The sequence below is a fragment of the Rhodococcus sp. NPDC057529 genome (assembly GCF_042802055.1).
Lineage (GTDB): Bacteria > Actinomycetota > Actinomycetes > Mycobacteriales > Mycobacteriaceae > Rhodococcus_F.
In genome coordinates this window covers 91,089-106,502 of the sequence record NZ_JBHVEY010000010.1, presented here as the reverse complement: position 1 = coordinate 106,502, position 15,414 = coordinate 91,089, and the positions used below count along the sequence as shown (strand labels likewise).

General features: G+C 68.6%; 13 protein-coding genes. 3 read left to right on the top strand and 10 right to left on the bottom strand.

Features of this window, described 5'->3' with window-relative positions; all coding sequences use genetic code 11:
- Positions 1–1,336: 1,336 nt before the first annotated feature.
- From ACFU5V_RS21040 to ACFU5V_RS21015, 6 genes are read right to left on the bottom strand one after another with little or no spacing between them, the layout of a single operon-like run.
- Positions 1,337–3,277, bottom strand: a complete 1,941-nt coding sequence (locus ACFU5V_RS21040; protein WP_378701642.1) for an acetoacetate--CoA ligase — start codon at positions 3,275–3,277, stop codon at positions 1,337–1,339.
- Between the two features lie 60 nt (positions 3,278–3,337).
- Entirely contained in the window at positions 3,338–4,171 is an 834-nt protein-coding gene (locus ACFU5V_RS21035; protein WP_378429566.1) for an HpcH/HpaI aldolase/citrate lyase family protein, read from the bottom strand.
- The gene (locus tag ACFU5V_RS21030) at positions 4,168–4,653 is read right to left on the bottom strand and encodes a MaoC family dehydratase (RefSeq protein ID WP_378701639.1); all 486 of its coding nucleotides are present in this window, start codon (positions 4,651–4,653) and stop codon (positions 4,168–4,170) included. Before ACFU5V_RS21030 ends, ACFU5V_RS21035 begins: the two co-directional genes overlap by 4 nt.
- The gene (locus ACFU5V_RS21025) at positions 4,650–5,810 is read right to left on the bottom strand and encodes an acyl-CoA dehydrogenase family protein (protein WP_378701636.1); all 1,161 of its coding nucleotides are present in this window, start codon (positions 5,808–5,810) and stop codon (positions 4,650–4,652) included. Before ACFU5V_RS21025 ends, ACFU5V_RS21030 begins: the two co-directional genes overlap by 4 nt.
- Positions 5,807–7,807, bottom strand: coding sequence for a biotin carboxylase N-terminal domain-containing protein (locus tag ACFU5V_RS21020; RefSeq protein WP_378701849.1), 2,001 nt, complete (start codon positions 7,805–7,807; stop codon positions 5,807–5,809). Before ACFU5V_RS21020 ends, ACFU5V_RS21025 begins: the two co-directional genes overlap by 4 nt.
- Before the next feature lie 14 nt (positions 7,808–7,821).
- The gene (locus ACFU5V_RS21015; protein WP_378701633.1) at positions 7,822–9,411 is read right to left on the bottom strand and encodes a carboxyl transferase domain-containing protein; all 1,590 of its coding nucleotides are present in this window, start codon (positions 9,409–9,411) and stop codon (positions 7,822–7,824) included.
- 116 nt (positions 9,412–9,527) lie between these two features.
- Between ACFU5V_RS21015 and ACFU5V_RS21010 the strand changes: the two genes are divergently transcribed.
- Positions 9,528–10,145, top strand: coding sequence for a TetR/AcrR family transcriptional regulator (locus tag ACFU5V_RS21010; RefSeq protein WP_378701631.1), 618 nt, complete (start codon positions 9,528–9,530; stop codon positions 10,143–10,145).
- A gap of 50 nt (positions 10,146–10,195) precedes the next feature.
- Here ACFU5V_RS21010 and ACFU5V_RS21005 read toward each other — a convergent pair whose 3' ends face one another.
- The 3 genes from ACFU5V_RS21005 to ACFU5V_RS20995 all read right to left on the bottom strand — a co-directional run bounded on the left by ACFU5V_RS21005 (position 10,196) and on the right by ACFU5V_RS20995 (position 12,437).
- Entirely contained in the window at positions 10,196–10,465 is a 270-nt protein-coding gene (locus tag ACFU5V_RS21005; protein ID WP_378429561.1) for a GlsB/YeaQ/YmgE family stress response membrane protein, read from the bottom strand.
- A 146-nt stretch (positions 10,466–10,611) separates the two neighbouring features.
- Entirely contained in the window at positions 10,612–11,238 is a 627-nt protein-coding gene (locus ACFU5V_RS21000) for a response regulator (RefSeq protein WP_378701629.1), read from the bottom strand.
- Complete coding sequence (locus ACFU5V_RS20995) at positions 11,235–12,437, bottom strand: sensor histidine kinase (protein ID WP_378701627.1); 1,203 nt, start codon at positions 12,435–12,437, stop codon at positions 11,235–11,237. Before ACFU5V_RS20995 ends, ACFU5V_RS21000 begins: the two co-directional genes overlap by 4 nt.
- 164 nt (positions 12,438–12,601) lie before the next feature.
- Here ACFU5V_RS20995 and ACFU5V_RS20990 point away from each other — a divergent pair, with 164 nt between their 5' ends.
- The gene (locus ACFU5V_RS20990; protein WP_378701625.1) at positions 12,602–13,186 is read left to right on the top strand and encodes a heme-binding protein; all 585 of its coding nucleotides are present in this window, start codon (positions 12,602–12,604) and stop codon (positions 13,184–13,186) included.
- A gap of 12 nt (positions 13,187–13,198) precedes the next feature.
- Positions 13,199–13,696: an ankyrin repeat domain-containing protein gene (locus ACFU5V_RS20985; RefSeq protein ID WP_378701623.1), complete on the top strand. Its 498-nt coding sequence runs from the start codon at positions 13,199–13,201 to the stop codon at positions 13,694–13,696.
- A gap of 23 nt (positions 13,697–13,719) precedes the next feature.
- Here ACFU5V_RS20985 and ACFU5V_RS20980 read toward each other — a convergent pair whose 3' ends face one another.
- Entirely contained in the window at positions 13,720–15,357 is a 1,638-nt protein-coding gene (locus tag ACFU5V_RS20980) for an AMP-binding protein (RefSeq protein WP_378701621.1), read from the bottom strand.
- Positions 15,358–15,414 lie beyond the last annotated feature (57 nt).

The following is a 15,414-nucleotide window of genomic DNA, read 5'->3' as shown; positions in this document are numbered from 1 at the left end:
CGCGTGTTGCGCGAACCAGATGCCACGCTGCGCAGCCGACAGCGGAAACGCTCCTTCCGGAGCACCGCTACTACCCGCTGCATGTCCCGACCCCAAGGGTTACTCCGTTCTCGAACGCGTGGCGACTGCCGCCTGTGTCTTTGGTGATTCGTAGCTCTCGGTCCCACGGACTGCGCCGCGAGCCGGTCTTCCGATGAACGCCATCACATGAACGGGCCTTGCCGGTTCGAAGCTTTTCGCGGAACAGGGACGTGCCGAACGCGGGAGGACCTGCGCTGATCGAAGAGTTCCACCACACTCGGAGTCGATGTCAGACGATCGTCCGAAAACCGATTGCCTGCGACGCTGAACACTCCAAGGCCCTTACATCCCGAACTACTTGCGGTGAGCGGGTTCATACGTGGCTCCGTTCTCTCATCGATCCAACAAGCGGCCACCCAATCGGTGCTCGTCATCCTCCGAGTCGAGAGCCGAGTCTACGGCGCTGGTGAAGGAACGAAACATCGTCGCGATCATCGCTTCGGCCTCCTCTCGCTCGGTGGTGACAATCTCGGTTCGTACGGTTCCGCGGCAACGCCGGGAATTACATCGGTGTCAGATCCAGTACCGTTACCGGCGCTGGTGTGACGTACCCAACCCTCGATACTTCCAGAACCAGGCCTGAATTCGATCTTCGACGCGCTCATATTCAACAGGCAGAACCACATTCCGGGCATCGCGTCCAACCAGAGCACGGATACCGTACCGAGAGTCGGAATTTCGCTCGGTGTACAACTGTCGTATCCAGTTTCATGTTCCGCCTCCTGACTGTCGTCCGCGCACGGTGCGGCCGACCAGGTGATCGACCGCGGCGTTGAACACCCACTGCCCCCCGTGACCGCAGTTTTTGCCAACCACCGTGTCTACCAAAGCGCCGTGCAGGTCTCAAAACGGCAAACACGCGGAGTGGCGCGCGGGGAATAACCCACCAGGTCCGTCACCGATCCGGGTCGAGCGGAAAACTGGACGCCCAACCACTGCGGTGCACGCATCCGAGTGAGGGCGGATCGCCCGCTGACCTGCCACGGGAAAGCCCCGCCGATGCCGCGGCAAGGACCGGCGAACCGGCGACATCGCGCCCACATCCCAGCATCTGGAACGGCCTCCCGAAATGCCGCAGCACCGGTGTCCGAATAGTCGCGATTGCGGCAGCGTGACCGGTCGGGGACGGACGGGAGATATCTCACATTCACGGATGCTCGGCCGCCCGCGGGGACGATCGTCCTCAACGATAAACAAAGGTAAGACTAACCTTACTGTTGGCGCCCAACGATACTGAGGCCGACGCAGGCGCTGCTCAGCGTCCGTGCCGCGCGAACCAGTCGAGCAGGCCGGGGTCGTCGACGGCGCTGCGGTCCACCGTCCGCGCCGCGTCCGCGCCCTGGAAGATCCGCTTGAGCGGCACCTCGAGTTTCTTGCCGGTGCGGGTGTGCGGGATGCCGGGCGCCTCGATGATGTCGTCGGGCACGTGCCGCGGGGAGGCCTGCTCCCGGATCGCTCCGCGGATCCGCTGCTTCAGCGCGTCGTCGAGCGCCGCGCCCTCCGAGAGCACCACGAACAGCGGCATCCAGTATCCGCCGTCCGCCAGATCGACCCCGACGACGAGCGCCTCGGCGACCTCCGGGAGCTTCTCCACCACCTGGTAGATGTCGGCGCTGCCCATCCGGATTCCGTTGCGGTTCAACGTCGAATCGGACCGCCCGTGCATGAGGACGGTCCCGCGATCGGTGATCGTGATCCAGTCCCCGTGCCGCCACACTCCGGGAAACACCTCGAAATAGGCTTCGCGGTAACGCTTTCCGTCCGGATCATTCCAGAACGACACCGGCATGGACGGCATCGGCGCGGTCACGACGAGTTCGCCGACCTCGTCTCGGACCGGCCGCCCCGACTCGTCGAAGGCGTCGACGGCGACCCCGAGGCAGGGGGCGGACAGCTCTCCCGGCCAGACCGGAACGGTGCGCGCACCCCCGATGAACGCCGACACCACGTCGGTCCCCCCGGTGATCGACACGACGGGTACGCCGCGACCGACGTTCTCCGACAGCCACAGCGACGACGCCGCGGGCAGCGTCGACCCCGTGACTCCCACCGCCCGGAGCGCGCTCAGATCGTGCTCGCGGACGGGGATCACCCCCGCCTTGTCGCACGCGAGAACGTAGCCGGGACTGGTACCGGCCACCGTCACACCCAGTCGTGACACCAAGGCCCACAACGCATCCGGAGTCGGATAGGACGGGCTTCCGTCGTAGCAGACGATCGTGGCTCCCACGAGCAGGCCCGCCGTCTGGAAGTTCCACATCATCCAACTGGGGCTGGTGTACCAGAAAAGTATGTCTTCGCGGCCGAGGTCGAGGTGGAGCGCCAGCGACTTCACGTGTTCGAGGAGAACGCCGCCGTGACCGTGCACGATGCCCTTCGGCAGGCCGGTGGTCCCCGAGGAGAACACCACCCACAACGGGTGGTCGAACGGGACGGGAACGGGCTCGAGTGCGCCGCCCCCGGCGGTCGCCTCCGCCCAGGTGAGGGCACCGTCGACGGCGGCGTCCGCATCGAGGTGGGGCACCACCACCGTGAGGGCCGGCGACAATCCGGCCCGCAACTCGGCCACTGCCCCCAGCCGGTCGTGTTCCCTGCCCCCGAACCGGTACCCGTCCGCGGTGATCAGCGCCGCCGGTTCCAGTTGACCCAGCCGATCGAGCGCGGCCGGCGCGGAATAGTCCTGCCCGCACGCGGCCCACACGGCGCCGAGCGACGCCGTGGCGAGAAACGCGACGACCGCCTCGGGGATGTTCGGAAGGTAGCCGACCACGCGATCGCCGACCCCGACCCCGTGCTCGCGGAGAGTCGCGGCGAGTCCCGCCACCGCGGACCGCAACTCGTCCCACCCGATCGAGACGTCGGCGCAGCCCTCACCCGCGTACAGGATCGCCGGACTGCCGGGGCGGGCGTTCCGGAAGACGTGGTCGACATAGTTGAGCGTGGCCCCCGGAAACCAGACGGCGCCCGGCATCGCGGCGTCGGCGAGGGCGGGCCCGGGGTCGGTGGCGGACCGGAACTCGAAGTAGTCCCACACGTCCTGCCAGAACTCCCCCACCGCCGCCACCGACCAGCGCCACAGCGACCGGTAGTCGTCGACCGTGACACCGTGGCGCCGCGTGACGAACGCGGCGAAATCGGTGATCACCGCGTCGCGCACGTCGGCTTCGGTGGGAACCCATTGCGGATCGGCAGCCATGGGCACCATCTTCCCCGAGAGCGCGGCCGTTCCGCGCTCTTTCGCCGCCTACCGCCGCCCTCAGACCGGCGCGTCCCCCGCCGCACCGGTCTGTGAGCGGCGCAGGATCGCCTCGGCGTGACGCAGGACCGGCGCGTCCACCATCTTTCCCTCGAACGCGAAGACCCCGCGCTGGTCGGCGACGGCGGCGAGAACCCGCGTCGCCCAGTCGACGTCCGCGTCGGACGGCGCGTACGCCTCGCGGATCACCGCGACCTGGCTGGGGTGGATGGCGACCTTGACGTCGAATCCGACGGCGACGGCGTCGAGGGCCTCGGCGCGGAGCCCGTCCAGGTCCTTGATGTCGAGGTAGACGGAGTCGAGCGCGAGCCGGTGATACCCCTTGGCCGCCAGCAGCGTCGACGACCGCACCTGGGTGGCGACGTCGCGGTAGCTGCCGTCGTCGCGGCGGCTGGAGTTGCCGCCCATCGCGGCGACGAGGTCTTCGGCGCCCCACATCACACCGATGGTGCCGGCTGCCAACGCGATCTCGGTGACCGCGAGCGCACCGAGCGGCGACTCGACCAGGGCGATCACTTCTCGCGGCGTCAGTGACAGCACCTGGTCGGGCGACTCGCACTTGGCGAGCATGAGCCGGGTGTAGCGGGTGCCGTCGAGCGCCAGCAGGTCGCGTTCGTGGTCTTCGGTGCCGACCGGGTTGACCCGCACGACGGTGCGGTCGGGATCGAGCGGGGTGTCGATGAGGGCGATCCGGGCCGCTTCCTTGTCGCCGGCCGCCACCCCGTCCTCGAGGTCGAGGATCACGACGTCGGCGGCCGCGGCCGCCTTCGCATACCGTTCGGGCCGGTCCGCCGGGCAGAACAACCAGGCGGGACCGGGCAGTTCCCAGCTCACGACGGCTTCTTCTGGACGAGGGTCTTGCGGACCGCGACGGCCACCACATCGCCGTGCTGGTTGCGGCCGGTGTGCTCGAGCGTGACGATCCCTTCGCCGGGACGGCTCTTCGATTCGCGCTTGTCCGCGATCTTCGTTTCCGCGTAGAGCGTGTCGCCGTGGAACAGCGGCTTCGGGAAACTGATCTCCGAGAACCCCAGGTTCGCGACGATGGTCCCCTGCGTCAGCTGCGCCACCGACAGTCCGACCAGAGTCGACAGGGTGAACATCGAGTTGACGAGGCGCTCACCGAACTGGGTGCCCTCGCTGTACGCCGCGTCCAGGTGCAGGGCCTGGGTGTTCATCGTCTGCGTCGTGAAGAGCACGTTGTCGGCCTCGGTGACGGTCCGGCCGGGGCGGTGCTCGTACACCGCACCCAGCTCGAACTCCTCGAACCACAGTCCCCGCTGAACGATTCGGTTCGGTTCGGTCGTGGCGGTCACAGGCCCGCCTCCCGCGCGATCAGCATCAGCTGAACCTCGGTGGTGCCCTCACCGATCTCCAGGATCTTGCTGTCCCGGTAGTGCCGCGCCACCGTGTACTCGTTCATGAACCCGTAGCCGCCGTGGATCTGAGTGGCGTCGCGGGCGTTGTCCATCGCCGCCTCGGAGGCGACGAGCTTGGCGATGGCGGCCTGCTTCTTGAACGGCTTGCCGGACAGCATCCGGGCGGCGGCGTCGTAGTACGCCGTGCGGGCGGTGTGGGCGCGCGCCTCCATGCGGGCGATCTTGAACGCGATGGCCTGGTTGTGTCCGATGGGCCGTCCGAACGCCTCCCGTTCCTTGGCGTACTTGACCGACTCGTCGACGCATCCCTGGGCCGCGCCGACGCTGAGCGCCGCGATGGCGATGCGGCCCTCGTCGAGAATCCGCAGGAAGTTCGCGTACCCGCGGCCGCGCTCGCCGAGCAGGTTCTCCTCGGGAACCCGTACGTCCGAGAACGTGAGCGGGTGGGTGTCGGAGGCGTTCCAGCCGACCTTGTTGTACGCCGGTTCCGCGGTGAAGCCGGGTGTCGACGTCGGCACGAGGATGGTGGAGATCTCCTTCTTGCCGTCCTTCGTCCCGGTCACGGCGGTGACGGTGACGAGCTTGGTGATGTCGGTTCCGGAGTTGGTGATGAACTGCTTGTTGCCGTTGATGATCCATTCACCGCTGTCGAACTTCGCGGTGGTCTTCGTGCCGCCGGCGTCACTTCCGGCACCCGGCTCGGTGAGCCCGAACGCGGCCAGGCTCTTGCCGCTCGTCAACTGCGGCAGCCACTCCTGCTTCTGCTCTTCGTTGCCGAACCGGTAGATCGGCATCGCACCCAGCGACACGCCGGCCTCGAGGGTGATCGCGACGCTCTGGTCGACCTTGCCGAGTTCTTCGAGTGCCAGACAGAGGGCGAAGTAGTCGCCGCCCATTCCGCCGTACTCCTCCGGGAACGGCAGGCCGAACAGGCCCATCTCGGCCATCCCCGACACCACCTCGTACGGGAAGGTGTGGTTGGCGTCGTGTTCCGCCGCGACCGGTGCCACCACGTTCTTGGCGAAGTCGGCGACGGTCTTCGCCAACTGCTGGTACTCGTCCGGAAGCTGGCCGGTGGCAAGGAATTCGGTCATGACGCATCTTCTTTCGTGTCGGTGTGCGGGGTGACTCGGGCGAGCAGTTGGTCGACCATCACCTGGTCACCGGGCGCGACGAGGATGTCGACGACGCCGTCGACGGGCGCGGTGAGCGAGTGCTCCATCTTCATCGCCTCGACCACGACGAGGCTCTGGCCCGCGGTGACGTGGGCACCGGCCTCGACGCCGACCGCGATGACGGCTCCGGGCATGGGGCTGGTGATCTCCGCCTCGCCGGCGTGGACGTCGCCGGTGCGGACACTGAGTTCGCGGACCTCACGCAGCATCGTCGTGCCGTCGGACCCCGCGAGCCAGATGTGCCCGTCGGTCTGGGCGACCCGGTAGGTCTCGCGCCTGCCGTCGATCACCACCGACAGCGTGGACCCGTCGAGCACCGCGGTCAGCGACAGGGTGTCGCCGTCCTCGACCTGCGCGGTGGCCTCGGCCGGGCTGCCCGTGATCCGCACGTGGTCGGTGCGGGTGGCCGACGACAACCGGATGCTGGTCGGCGCGGGCGTCCCGACCCGCCAGCCGCTCGGGACGTCCCACGGATCGGCCTGCGCCCGCTCGGGCCAGCGCTGCAACCACCGGAACGCCGCCGCGGCGATCAGGGCGCCGTCGGTGGCCTCCGCGGCGGCGAAGTCCTCGAGCCGCCGGTCGAGCAGACCGGTGTCGAGGTCGCCGGCCACCACGTCCGGGTCGGCGAGCAGGAAACGCGCGAACTCGATGTTGGTGACCACGCCCAGCACACCGGTCCCGGCCAGCGCCCGGTCCAGTTTCCGCAGCGCGCCGGCGCGGTCGTCGGCGTGGGCGATGACCTTCGCCAGCATCGGGTCGTAATCGCTGCCCACCACCGTGCCGGGCTGCAGCCCGGAGTCGACGCGGACACCGGGGCCTGCGGGTTCGATCACGTCGGCAACGAGTCCGCCGGTGGGCAGGAAGCCGCGGCTGGGGTCCTCGGCGTAGACGCGGGCTTCGATGGCGTGGCCGGTGAGGGTGATGTCGTCCTGGGTGAACCCGAGCGGCTCACCGGCGGCGACCCGCACCTGCCACTCGACGAGATCCAGACCGGTCACGAGTTCGGTGACCGGGTGCTCGACCTGCAGCCGGGTGTTCATCTCCATGAAGAAGAACTCGTCGGGCTTGTCGGCGGAGACGATGAACTCGACCGTTCCCGCACCGGAGTAGTCGACACTGCGCGCGGTGTTGCAGGCGGCCTCGCCGATCCGGGCGCGGGTCGCCTCGTCCAGCAGCGGCGACGGCGCCTCCTCGATGACCTTCTGGTGCCGGCGCTGCAGACTGCACTCACGCTCCCCGAGGTGGACGACGTTGCCGTGCCCGTCCGCGAGGATCTGCACCTCGATGTGCCGGGGCCGCAGCACGAACCGCTCGAGGAACAGGGTGTCGTCGCCGAACGCCGACGCCGCCTCCCGTCGCGCGCTGGCCAGCGCCTCGGCCAGCGCGCCCGGCTCCTCCACCAGGCGCATGCCCTTGCCGCCGCCGCCCGCCGACGGCTTGACCAGCACCGGGTATCCGATGTCGCCGGCGGCCGCGATCAACTCCTCGTCGGACAGGCCGGGCCGGGCGATGCCGGGGACGACCGGCACGTCGAACTTCGCCACCGCGTTCTTGGCGGTGATCTTGTCGCCCATCACCTCGATGGCGTGCGCGGACGGGCCGAGGAACGCGATCCCCGCGTCGGCGCACGCCCCGGCGAACTTGGAGTTCTCCGACAGGAACCCGTACCCGGGATGGATGCCCTGCGCGCCGGTGGCGCGGGCCGCGTCGATCACCTTCTCGATGACGAGGTAACTCTCCCGCGCCGCGGCCGGGCCGAGCAGCACCGCGGTGTCGGCCTCGCGGACGTGCCGGGCGCCGCGGTCCGCCTCGCTGAACACGGCGACGGAACGGATGCCCATGGCCCGCAGGGTGCGGATCACGCGCACCGCGATCTCGCCGCGGTTGGCCACCAGGACGGTATCGATCCGAGTCATTTCAGTCATTGCACTCACATCCGGAAAACGCCGTAGGAGACCGGCTCGACCGGTGCGTTCGCACACACCGAGAGCGCCAGTCCGAGAACAGTTCTGGTATCGGCGGGGTCGATGATGCCGTCGTCCCACAGCCGCGCGGTCGAGTAGTACGGGTTGCCCTGCGCCTCGTACTGCTCACGGATCGGCGCCTTGAACGCCTCCTCGTCCTCGGCCGACCACGGGTTGCCCGCGCTGTCGAGTTGCTCGCTGCGCACCGTCGAGAGCACCGACGCCGCCTGCTCCCCGCCCATCACCGAGATCCGGGCGTTCGGCCACATCCACAAAAACCGCGGCGAGTACGCCCGCCCGCACATCGAATAGTTGCCCGCCCCGTAGGAGCCGCCGATCACCACGGTCAGCTTCGGCACCCGCGCACACGCCACCGCGGTGACCATCTTCGCGCCGTGCTTGGCGATGCCGCCCGCCTCGTAGTCGCGACCGACCATGAACCCGGCGATGTTCTGCAGGAACAGCAGCGGGATCGTGCGCTTGTCGCACAGCTCGATGAAATGCGCGCCCTTCATCGCGGACTCGGCGAACAGCACACCGTTGTTGGCGACAATGCCGACCGGGTGGCCCTCGATGTGCGCGAAACCGGTGACCAGGGTCTTGCCGTACTCGGCCTTGAACTCCTGGAATTCACTGCCGTCGACGATGCGGTCGATCACCTCGTGGACGTCGTAGGGGGTGCGCGGGTCGGTGGGGACCACGTCGTAGAGGTCGGTCTGCGGCGCCGACGCGGGGACCGCGCTGACCACGTCCCACGGACGTTCGGCGCGCGGGCCGAGGGTCGCGACGATGTTCCGCACGATCCGCAGCGCGTCCTGGTCGTCCTCCGCGAGGTGATCGGTGACACCGGAGACCTTCGAGTGCAGGTCGCCGCCGCCGAGCTCCTCGGCCGTGACGACCTCACCGGTGGCCGCCTTCACCAGCGGCGGGCCGCCCAGGAAGATGGTGCCCTGGTTGCGGACGATGACGGCCTCGTCGCTCATCGCGGGCACGTACGCCCCGCCCGCGGTGCAGGAGCCGAGGACCGCCGCGATCTGCGCGATACCCTGCGCGCTCATCGTGGCCTGGTTGTAGAAGATGCGCCCGAAATGCTCCCGGTCGGGGAACACCTCGTCCTGCCGGGGCAGGAACGCGCCGCCGGAGTCGACGAGGTAGATGCACGGAAGCTGATTCTGCAGTGCGATCTCCTGCGCCCGCAGGTGCTTCTTCACCGTCATCGGGTAGTAGGTGCCACCCTTGACGGTCGCGTCGTTCGCGACGATCACGCACTCCCGGCCGGACACCCGGCCGATACCGGCGATGACGCCCGCACCGGGGCACTCGTCGTCGTACAGGCCGTTCGCCGCCAGCGGCGAGATCTCCAGGAACGGGCTGCCCGCATCGAGCAGCGTGTCCACCCGATCGCGGGGCAGCAACTTGCCTCGGCTCACGTGCCGCTCCCGCGACTTCTCACTGCCGCCGCGCGCGGCCACCGCCAGCCGCGACTTCAGCTCGTCGACCAATTTCGTGTGCTCTGCCCGGTAGCCCTCCCGTGCAGTGGTTCCGCCCAGTGCCATCCTGCCGCCTTCATTTCTTGACGCCCGTGCCGAGTGAGTTAATGCTCGATAACTGAAACTAAGATAACTGTGATTAACTGAGTTGTCCAGACCACACCGCGGAAAAGAGCAAGGCGATGACTGCAGACGTCGACGGCACCGAGACCCCGATCACACGCCGCGAGCAGATGAAGGCGGACCGCCGGCGCCAGCTGCTCGACGCCGCCGCCCGGCTCATCGCCGAACGGGGCTTCCTCGGAGTACGCCTCGAGGACCTCGGCTCCGCGGCGGGAATCAGCGGCCCCGCCGTGTACCGGCACTTCCCCAACAAGGACGCCGTCCTCGTCGAACTGCTCGTCGGGATCAGCACCCGGCTGCTCGAAGGCGGGTCGCTCGTCGCCGCGGAGGCAAAATCCCCGGACGCGGCGCTGGAAGGTCTGATCGATTTCCATCTCGACTTCGCACTCGGGGAACCCGACCTCATTCGCATCCAGGACCGAGACCTGGAGAGCCTGCCCGCCGACGCGCGCCGGGAGGTCCGGCAGACGCAGCGGCGTTACGTGGAGATCTGGGTGAAGGTGCTGCTGCAGGTGGATTCGTCGCTGGACGAGACGGATGCCCGCACCAAGGCGCACGCCACGTTCGGGCTCATCAACTCGACCCCGCACAGCGCCGACCCCGCCACCCCGTCGCGCACCCGGAAAGTGCTGCGCGACATGACGTTCTCATGCCTGCGGCCCGTGAGTACTTCTTAACCGCGGGCGGTTGATAAGTACTCACGGGCCGCAAGGCACTACTCGGGTGGCTACACCCTGTTCTTGCTCGTCATCGCGGTGTACCCCAGCGTCAGCACGGCCGCCGCGGCAATGCTGATGACCCACCGGATCCAGTCGATCCCGCCGGTGTCGCCCTTGTCGAGGAGTCCCTCCCACACCCAGTACCCGATCAGCGCACCGATGATGCCGAGGACGACGGTGATGACCCACCCCATCGCCTGCTTTCCCGGAATCACGAGACGCGCCAGAACGCCGATGACCGCACCGAAGATGATGGTGCCGATGATGTTGCCGACCATGGCCCTTGTCCTCTCAACACGCAATTCATGGTGCGAGCGGAAGGTCACCGCTCATTTCGAACATAACCACCTGGACAGCCGCTCGACAGGGCTTCGGCAAATCGTTGCCAAAAGGTTCACGCGGTGGACCACCGCGAATCCCCGGTTCAGCGGATGCCCTGCCGCCGCAGCGCCACGGACACGGCCGCGGCCCGGGTGTCGACACCGAGCTTCGAGTAGATGTGGGCGAGGTGCGTCTTGACCGTCGCCTCGCTGATGAACAGGGCCTTGCCGAGTTCCTTGTTGGTCATCCCCTTGGCCAGCAGGGTCAGCAACTCGGCCTCCCGCGGCGTGAGGGCCTCTTCGGGTCGCTGCATCTGCTGGAGCAGCCGCGACGCGACGGGCGGCGACAGCACACTCTGGCCTGCCGCCGCTCCGCGGACGGCGGCGAAGATCTCCTGGGGCGTCGAATCCTTCAGGAGGTACCCGATGGCGCCGGCGTCGATGGCGCGGACGACGTCGGCATCCGTGTCGTACGTCGTGAACACCAGCACCGGCAGGTCCCGGTGGACCTGCCGGATCCGGCGGATCGCCTCCACCCCGTCGATGCCGGACCCGAGGGCCAGATCCATCGTCACGAGCCGCGGCCGGTGGGCGGTCACGGCGTCGACGGCCTCCTCCCCCGTGCCCGCCTCGGCGATCACCTCGATGTCCGGCTGGGAGTCGAGCAGCGCCCGCAGTCCCGCGCGCACGACCGCGTGATCGTCGACCAGCAGCACGGTCACGCTCGTCATCCCGCGGCTCCTCTCGCGCACGGTATCTGCGCGGCCACCACCGTGCCCTCGCCCGGTGCGCTCTCGACGGTGAACGTGCCGCCCAGTTGCTCGACGCGACTGCGCATCGCACGCAGGCCGTATCCGCCGCGGTCCGAGGGAGGTCCGCCGGGTGCGGGGTCGAAACCGGCGCCGTCGTCGTAGATGTCGAGTGCGACGGCGTCCGGAAGGTACGTCAGGGTGACACCGACGGTCTCGGCCCGTGCGTGCCGGGTGATGTTGGAAACCGCGCTCTGGGTGATCCGCAGCAGCGCGTGCGCCACCTCCGCAGGAATCGCGATCGGAGTGCCCACGATCCGGAGTTCCGCCCGCGGGTGGTGGGCACGCGCGGCGGCGAGCAGTGCCGCGTCGAGCGGCTGGGATTCCAGGTTGGGCGCTGCGAGATGGTGCACGAGACTGCGGGTTTCCGCCAGGTTCTCGCGCAGTGTTCCGGTCGCCACGCGGACGTCCTCGCGGGCCCGCGCCTCCGCCCGCGGATCTTCCTGCGCCCAGATCTGCTCGGCGGCTTCGAGCCGGAGGAGGCTGCTCGTCAGTCCCTGCGTCACGGTGTCGTGGATCTCGCGGGCCAGTCGTTCGCGTTCGGCGAGGACGCCCGCCTCCCGCTCGGTCTCGGCGAGCCGGGACCGCGTCTCTGCGACCTGACGGAGCAGCCGCACCCGCTCCCGGCCGTCCCGCTCGATCTGGCTGTACGCCATGACGATCAGCGCCCCGGTGCACAGCGGTCCCACCAGCACCGCCCACTCGGTGCGCCCGGAGAACGTGAAGAACGCCAGCGATGTGAGGACGGCGAGAACAGCCACGACGGGATACGCGATACGGCTGGGGTAGGCCCTCGTGCACAGGAAGAACATGGGAAACGCGCACCAGGCGAAACTCGGCGCGAGCCAGACGAGTACCGCCCACGTCGTCAGTACCGGCCACACCCAGGGTTCCCACGCACCGCCCCGCCGCGCCACCACCACGGTCGACGTGTACAGCGCGGCGACCGCCGCGATCAACGCGACCACGACGACGAATTGCCCGCTGACACCGTGGTAGGTGAGGTACCGCGCCGTCGACGTCGCGAGGAGAACGTAGAAGGAGACATGGATGGCCGTACCGAGCGGGCCGCGCAGACTCTCGCCGGCCGCTCTGTCCACTCCGTCCACGGGTCCCGTCACGTCTGTGGATCCTACGGACGTGCGGCAGGTCGCGGATCCACCGTTCGGATGATCTGCCGCAGCCGGACGGATGAGTCCGGGAGCGCCGTCGGCCCGATGCGATCACCGGTGCCTGCGGGCCAGGCTGGTCACGTCAGCTCGTCACTTCCCCGAAAGGCCTTCCGATGCGCACCTTCCACCGCCTGCCCCGCATTCTGGCGATCACCGTCCCGCTGGCCGCGATCGTCGCGACCGCTGCGTGCGGCGCTTCCACGACGGACGAGGCGACGGCGGCGTCCACTCCGGTCGCGACGGCCGCCGCACCCGCACCCGTCGACAGTGCGGACGGCCTGGTCAGCCAGAACCGTCTCGGTGTCGGGGCGGCGCAGACCGCCGCGCAGGCGGCGCTCGCGAAGTGCCAGGCCGACGGGCTGGGCTTCGTCACCGTGTCGGTGGTCGACCGCAACGGCAACGTGCAGGCCATGTTGCGGGGCGACAATGCCGCGCAGCACACCGTGGAGGCGGCCCGGCAGAAGGCGTACACCGCCGCCGCGTTCGGCGCGAACACCAGCGACCTGAGCGAACGCGCCAAGGGCGACGGCGCGACGGTCGCCGACCTTCCCGGCACGTTGTTCCTCGCGGGCGGCGTGAGCGTGAAATCGGCGAGCGGGTCGATCGCGGGTATCGGCGTCGGCGGCGCCCCCGACGGAATGCGGGATCAGGCCTGCGCGGCCGCCGGTCTCGACGCGATCGCCGGCGCCGTCGGTTGAAGAGCCGCCCCCGTGTCGACACCCGAACTCGAGCATGCGCTGTTCGACGCCGTCGCCCGTGACGACGCGTCGGCAGTGCGCGCGCTGCTCGACGCCGGGGCCGACGTGAACGCGAAGAACGCCCGCGAGGACTCGGCGTTCCTGTATGCGGGCGCGGAGGGGCTGAACGAGATTCTCGCGCTCACCCTCGACCACGGCGCCGACGTGACCAGCACCAACCGGTTCGGCGGAACCGCGCTGATCCCGGCGGCCGAGCACGGCCACGTCGAGACCGTGCGGATGCTGATCGAGGCGGGTGTGCCGGTGAACCACGTCAACGATCCGGGCTGGACGGCACTGCTCGAGGCCGTGGTCTACGGCGACGGCTCCGCCCGCTACCAGGACGTCGTCCGACTGCTCCTCGACGCGGGCGCCGATCCGGCCATCGAGGACGCCGACGGCCGGACGGCACTGCAGCACGCGGAGCGACGCGGACAGGATGCCGTCGCGGCGCTACTGCGGACCGGGTGACGGGGGGCGGGTCAGGTGTGCCGTCAGGCCTGCCCGATCAAGGACAGGGACTGCTCACGCATCTCGACCTTGCGCACCTTGCCCGTCACGGTCATCGGAAACTCGTCGACGACGTGCACGTACTTCGGGATCTTGTAGTGGGCCAGCTTGCCGGTGCAGAATTCGCGCACCTTCGCCGCGTCCAGGGGTTCGGTGTCTTCCTTCATCCGCACCCACACCATCAGTTCCTCGCCGTACTTCGCGTCCGGCACACCGATCACCTGCGCGTCGAGGATGTCGGGATGGGTGTACAGGAACTCCTCGATCTCCCGGGGATAGACGTTCTCGCCGCCGCGGATCACCATGTCCTTGATCCGCCCGGTGATCGCGACGTACCCGTCGGAATCCATCACACCGATGTCGCCGGTGTGCATCCACCGTCCGGCGTCGATCGCTTCCGCGCTCTTCTCCGGGTTGTTCCAGTACCCGAGCATCACCGAGTACCCGCGGGTGCACAGCTCCCCCGGCTCGCCCCGCGGAACGGTCAATCCTGTTGCCGGATCGACGATCTTGACCTCGAGATGTGGGCCGACCCGGCCGACGGTGGAGACCTTCTGGTCGATGGTGTCGTCCGCCCGCGTCTGCAGCGACACCGGCGACGTCTCGGTCATGCCGTAGCAGATGGAGACCTCGGCCATCCCCATCAGCTCGATGACGTGCTTCATCACCTCGACCGGGCAGGGCGATCCGGCCATGATCCCGGTCCGCAGACTGGACAGGTCGAAGGACTCGAAGTCGTGGTCGGCGAGTTCGGCGATGAACATCGTCGGCACCCCGTACAGCGACGTGCACTTCTCCGCCTCGACGGCCTGCAGCGTCGCCTTCGGATCGAACGAGGGACCCGGAATCACCATGGTCGCGCCGTGACTCGTGCACGCGAGGTTGCCCATGACCATCCCGAAGCAGTGGTAGAACGGCACCGGGATACAGACGCGGTCGTTCTCGGTGTAGTGGCACAGCTCGCCGACGAAGTACCCGTTGTTGAGGATGTTGTGGTGACTGAGCGTCGCCCCCTTCGGGAACCCGGTTGTCCCCGAGGTGTATTGGATGTTGATCGGGTCGTCGGGCGACAGCGCGGCCTGCGCCGCGGGCAGCCGGGCCGGGTCCGCGGCATGCGCGGCCATGCCGTCCGACGCCAGCCTGCTCCATTCGGCACTCCCGAGCAGCACGACCATCTCGAGGTCGTCGCACTCGGGCCGGACCTCTTCGATCATCGCCGCGTAGTCCGACGACTTGAACTGCGGAGCCGACACGAGCAGCCGGACACCGGCCTGATCGAGCACGTATTTCAATTCGTGCGCCCGGTAAGCGGGGTTGATGTTGACGAGGATCGCGCCGATCTTCGCGGTCGCGTACTGGATCAGCGTCCATTCCGGGCAGTTCGGCGCCCAGATCCCGACCCGGTCGCCCTTCCCGATGCCCCGCTTCAGCAATCCGGCCGCCACCGCGTCGACGTCCCGCTTCAGCTCGGCGTACGTCCACCGCCGCCCCGACGGCCGGTCGACCAGGGCGTCGCGATCGGCGTGGGCTGTCACGGTCCGGTCGAAGTTGTCTCCGATGGTGTCGCCGAGCATCGGGGCGTCCCACACGCCGTGGGTGTAGCTGGGAAGCGGGGTCGTCATCACTCTTCCTCTCCAGGAGCCCGTTCGGGCGCCTACGGGACGGGCAGACCGGAAGGC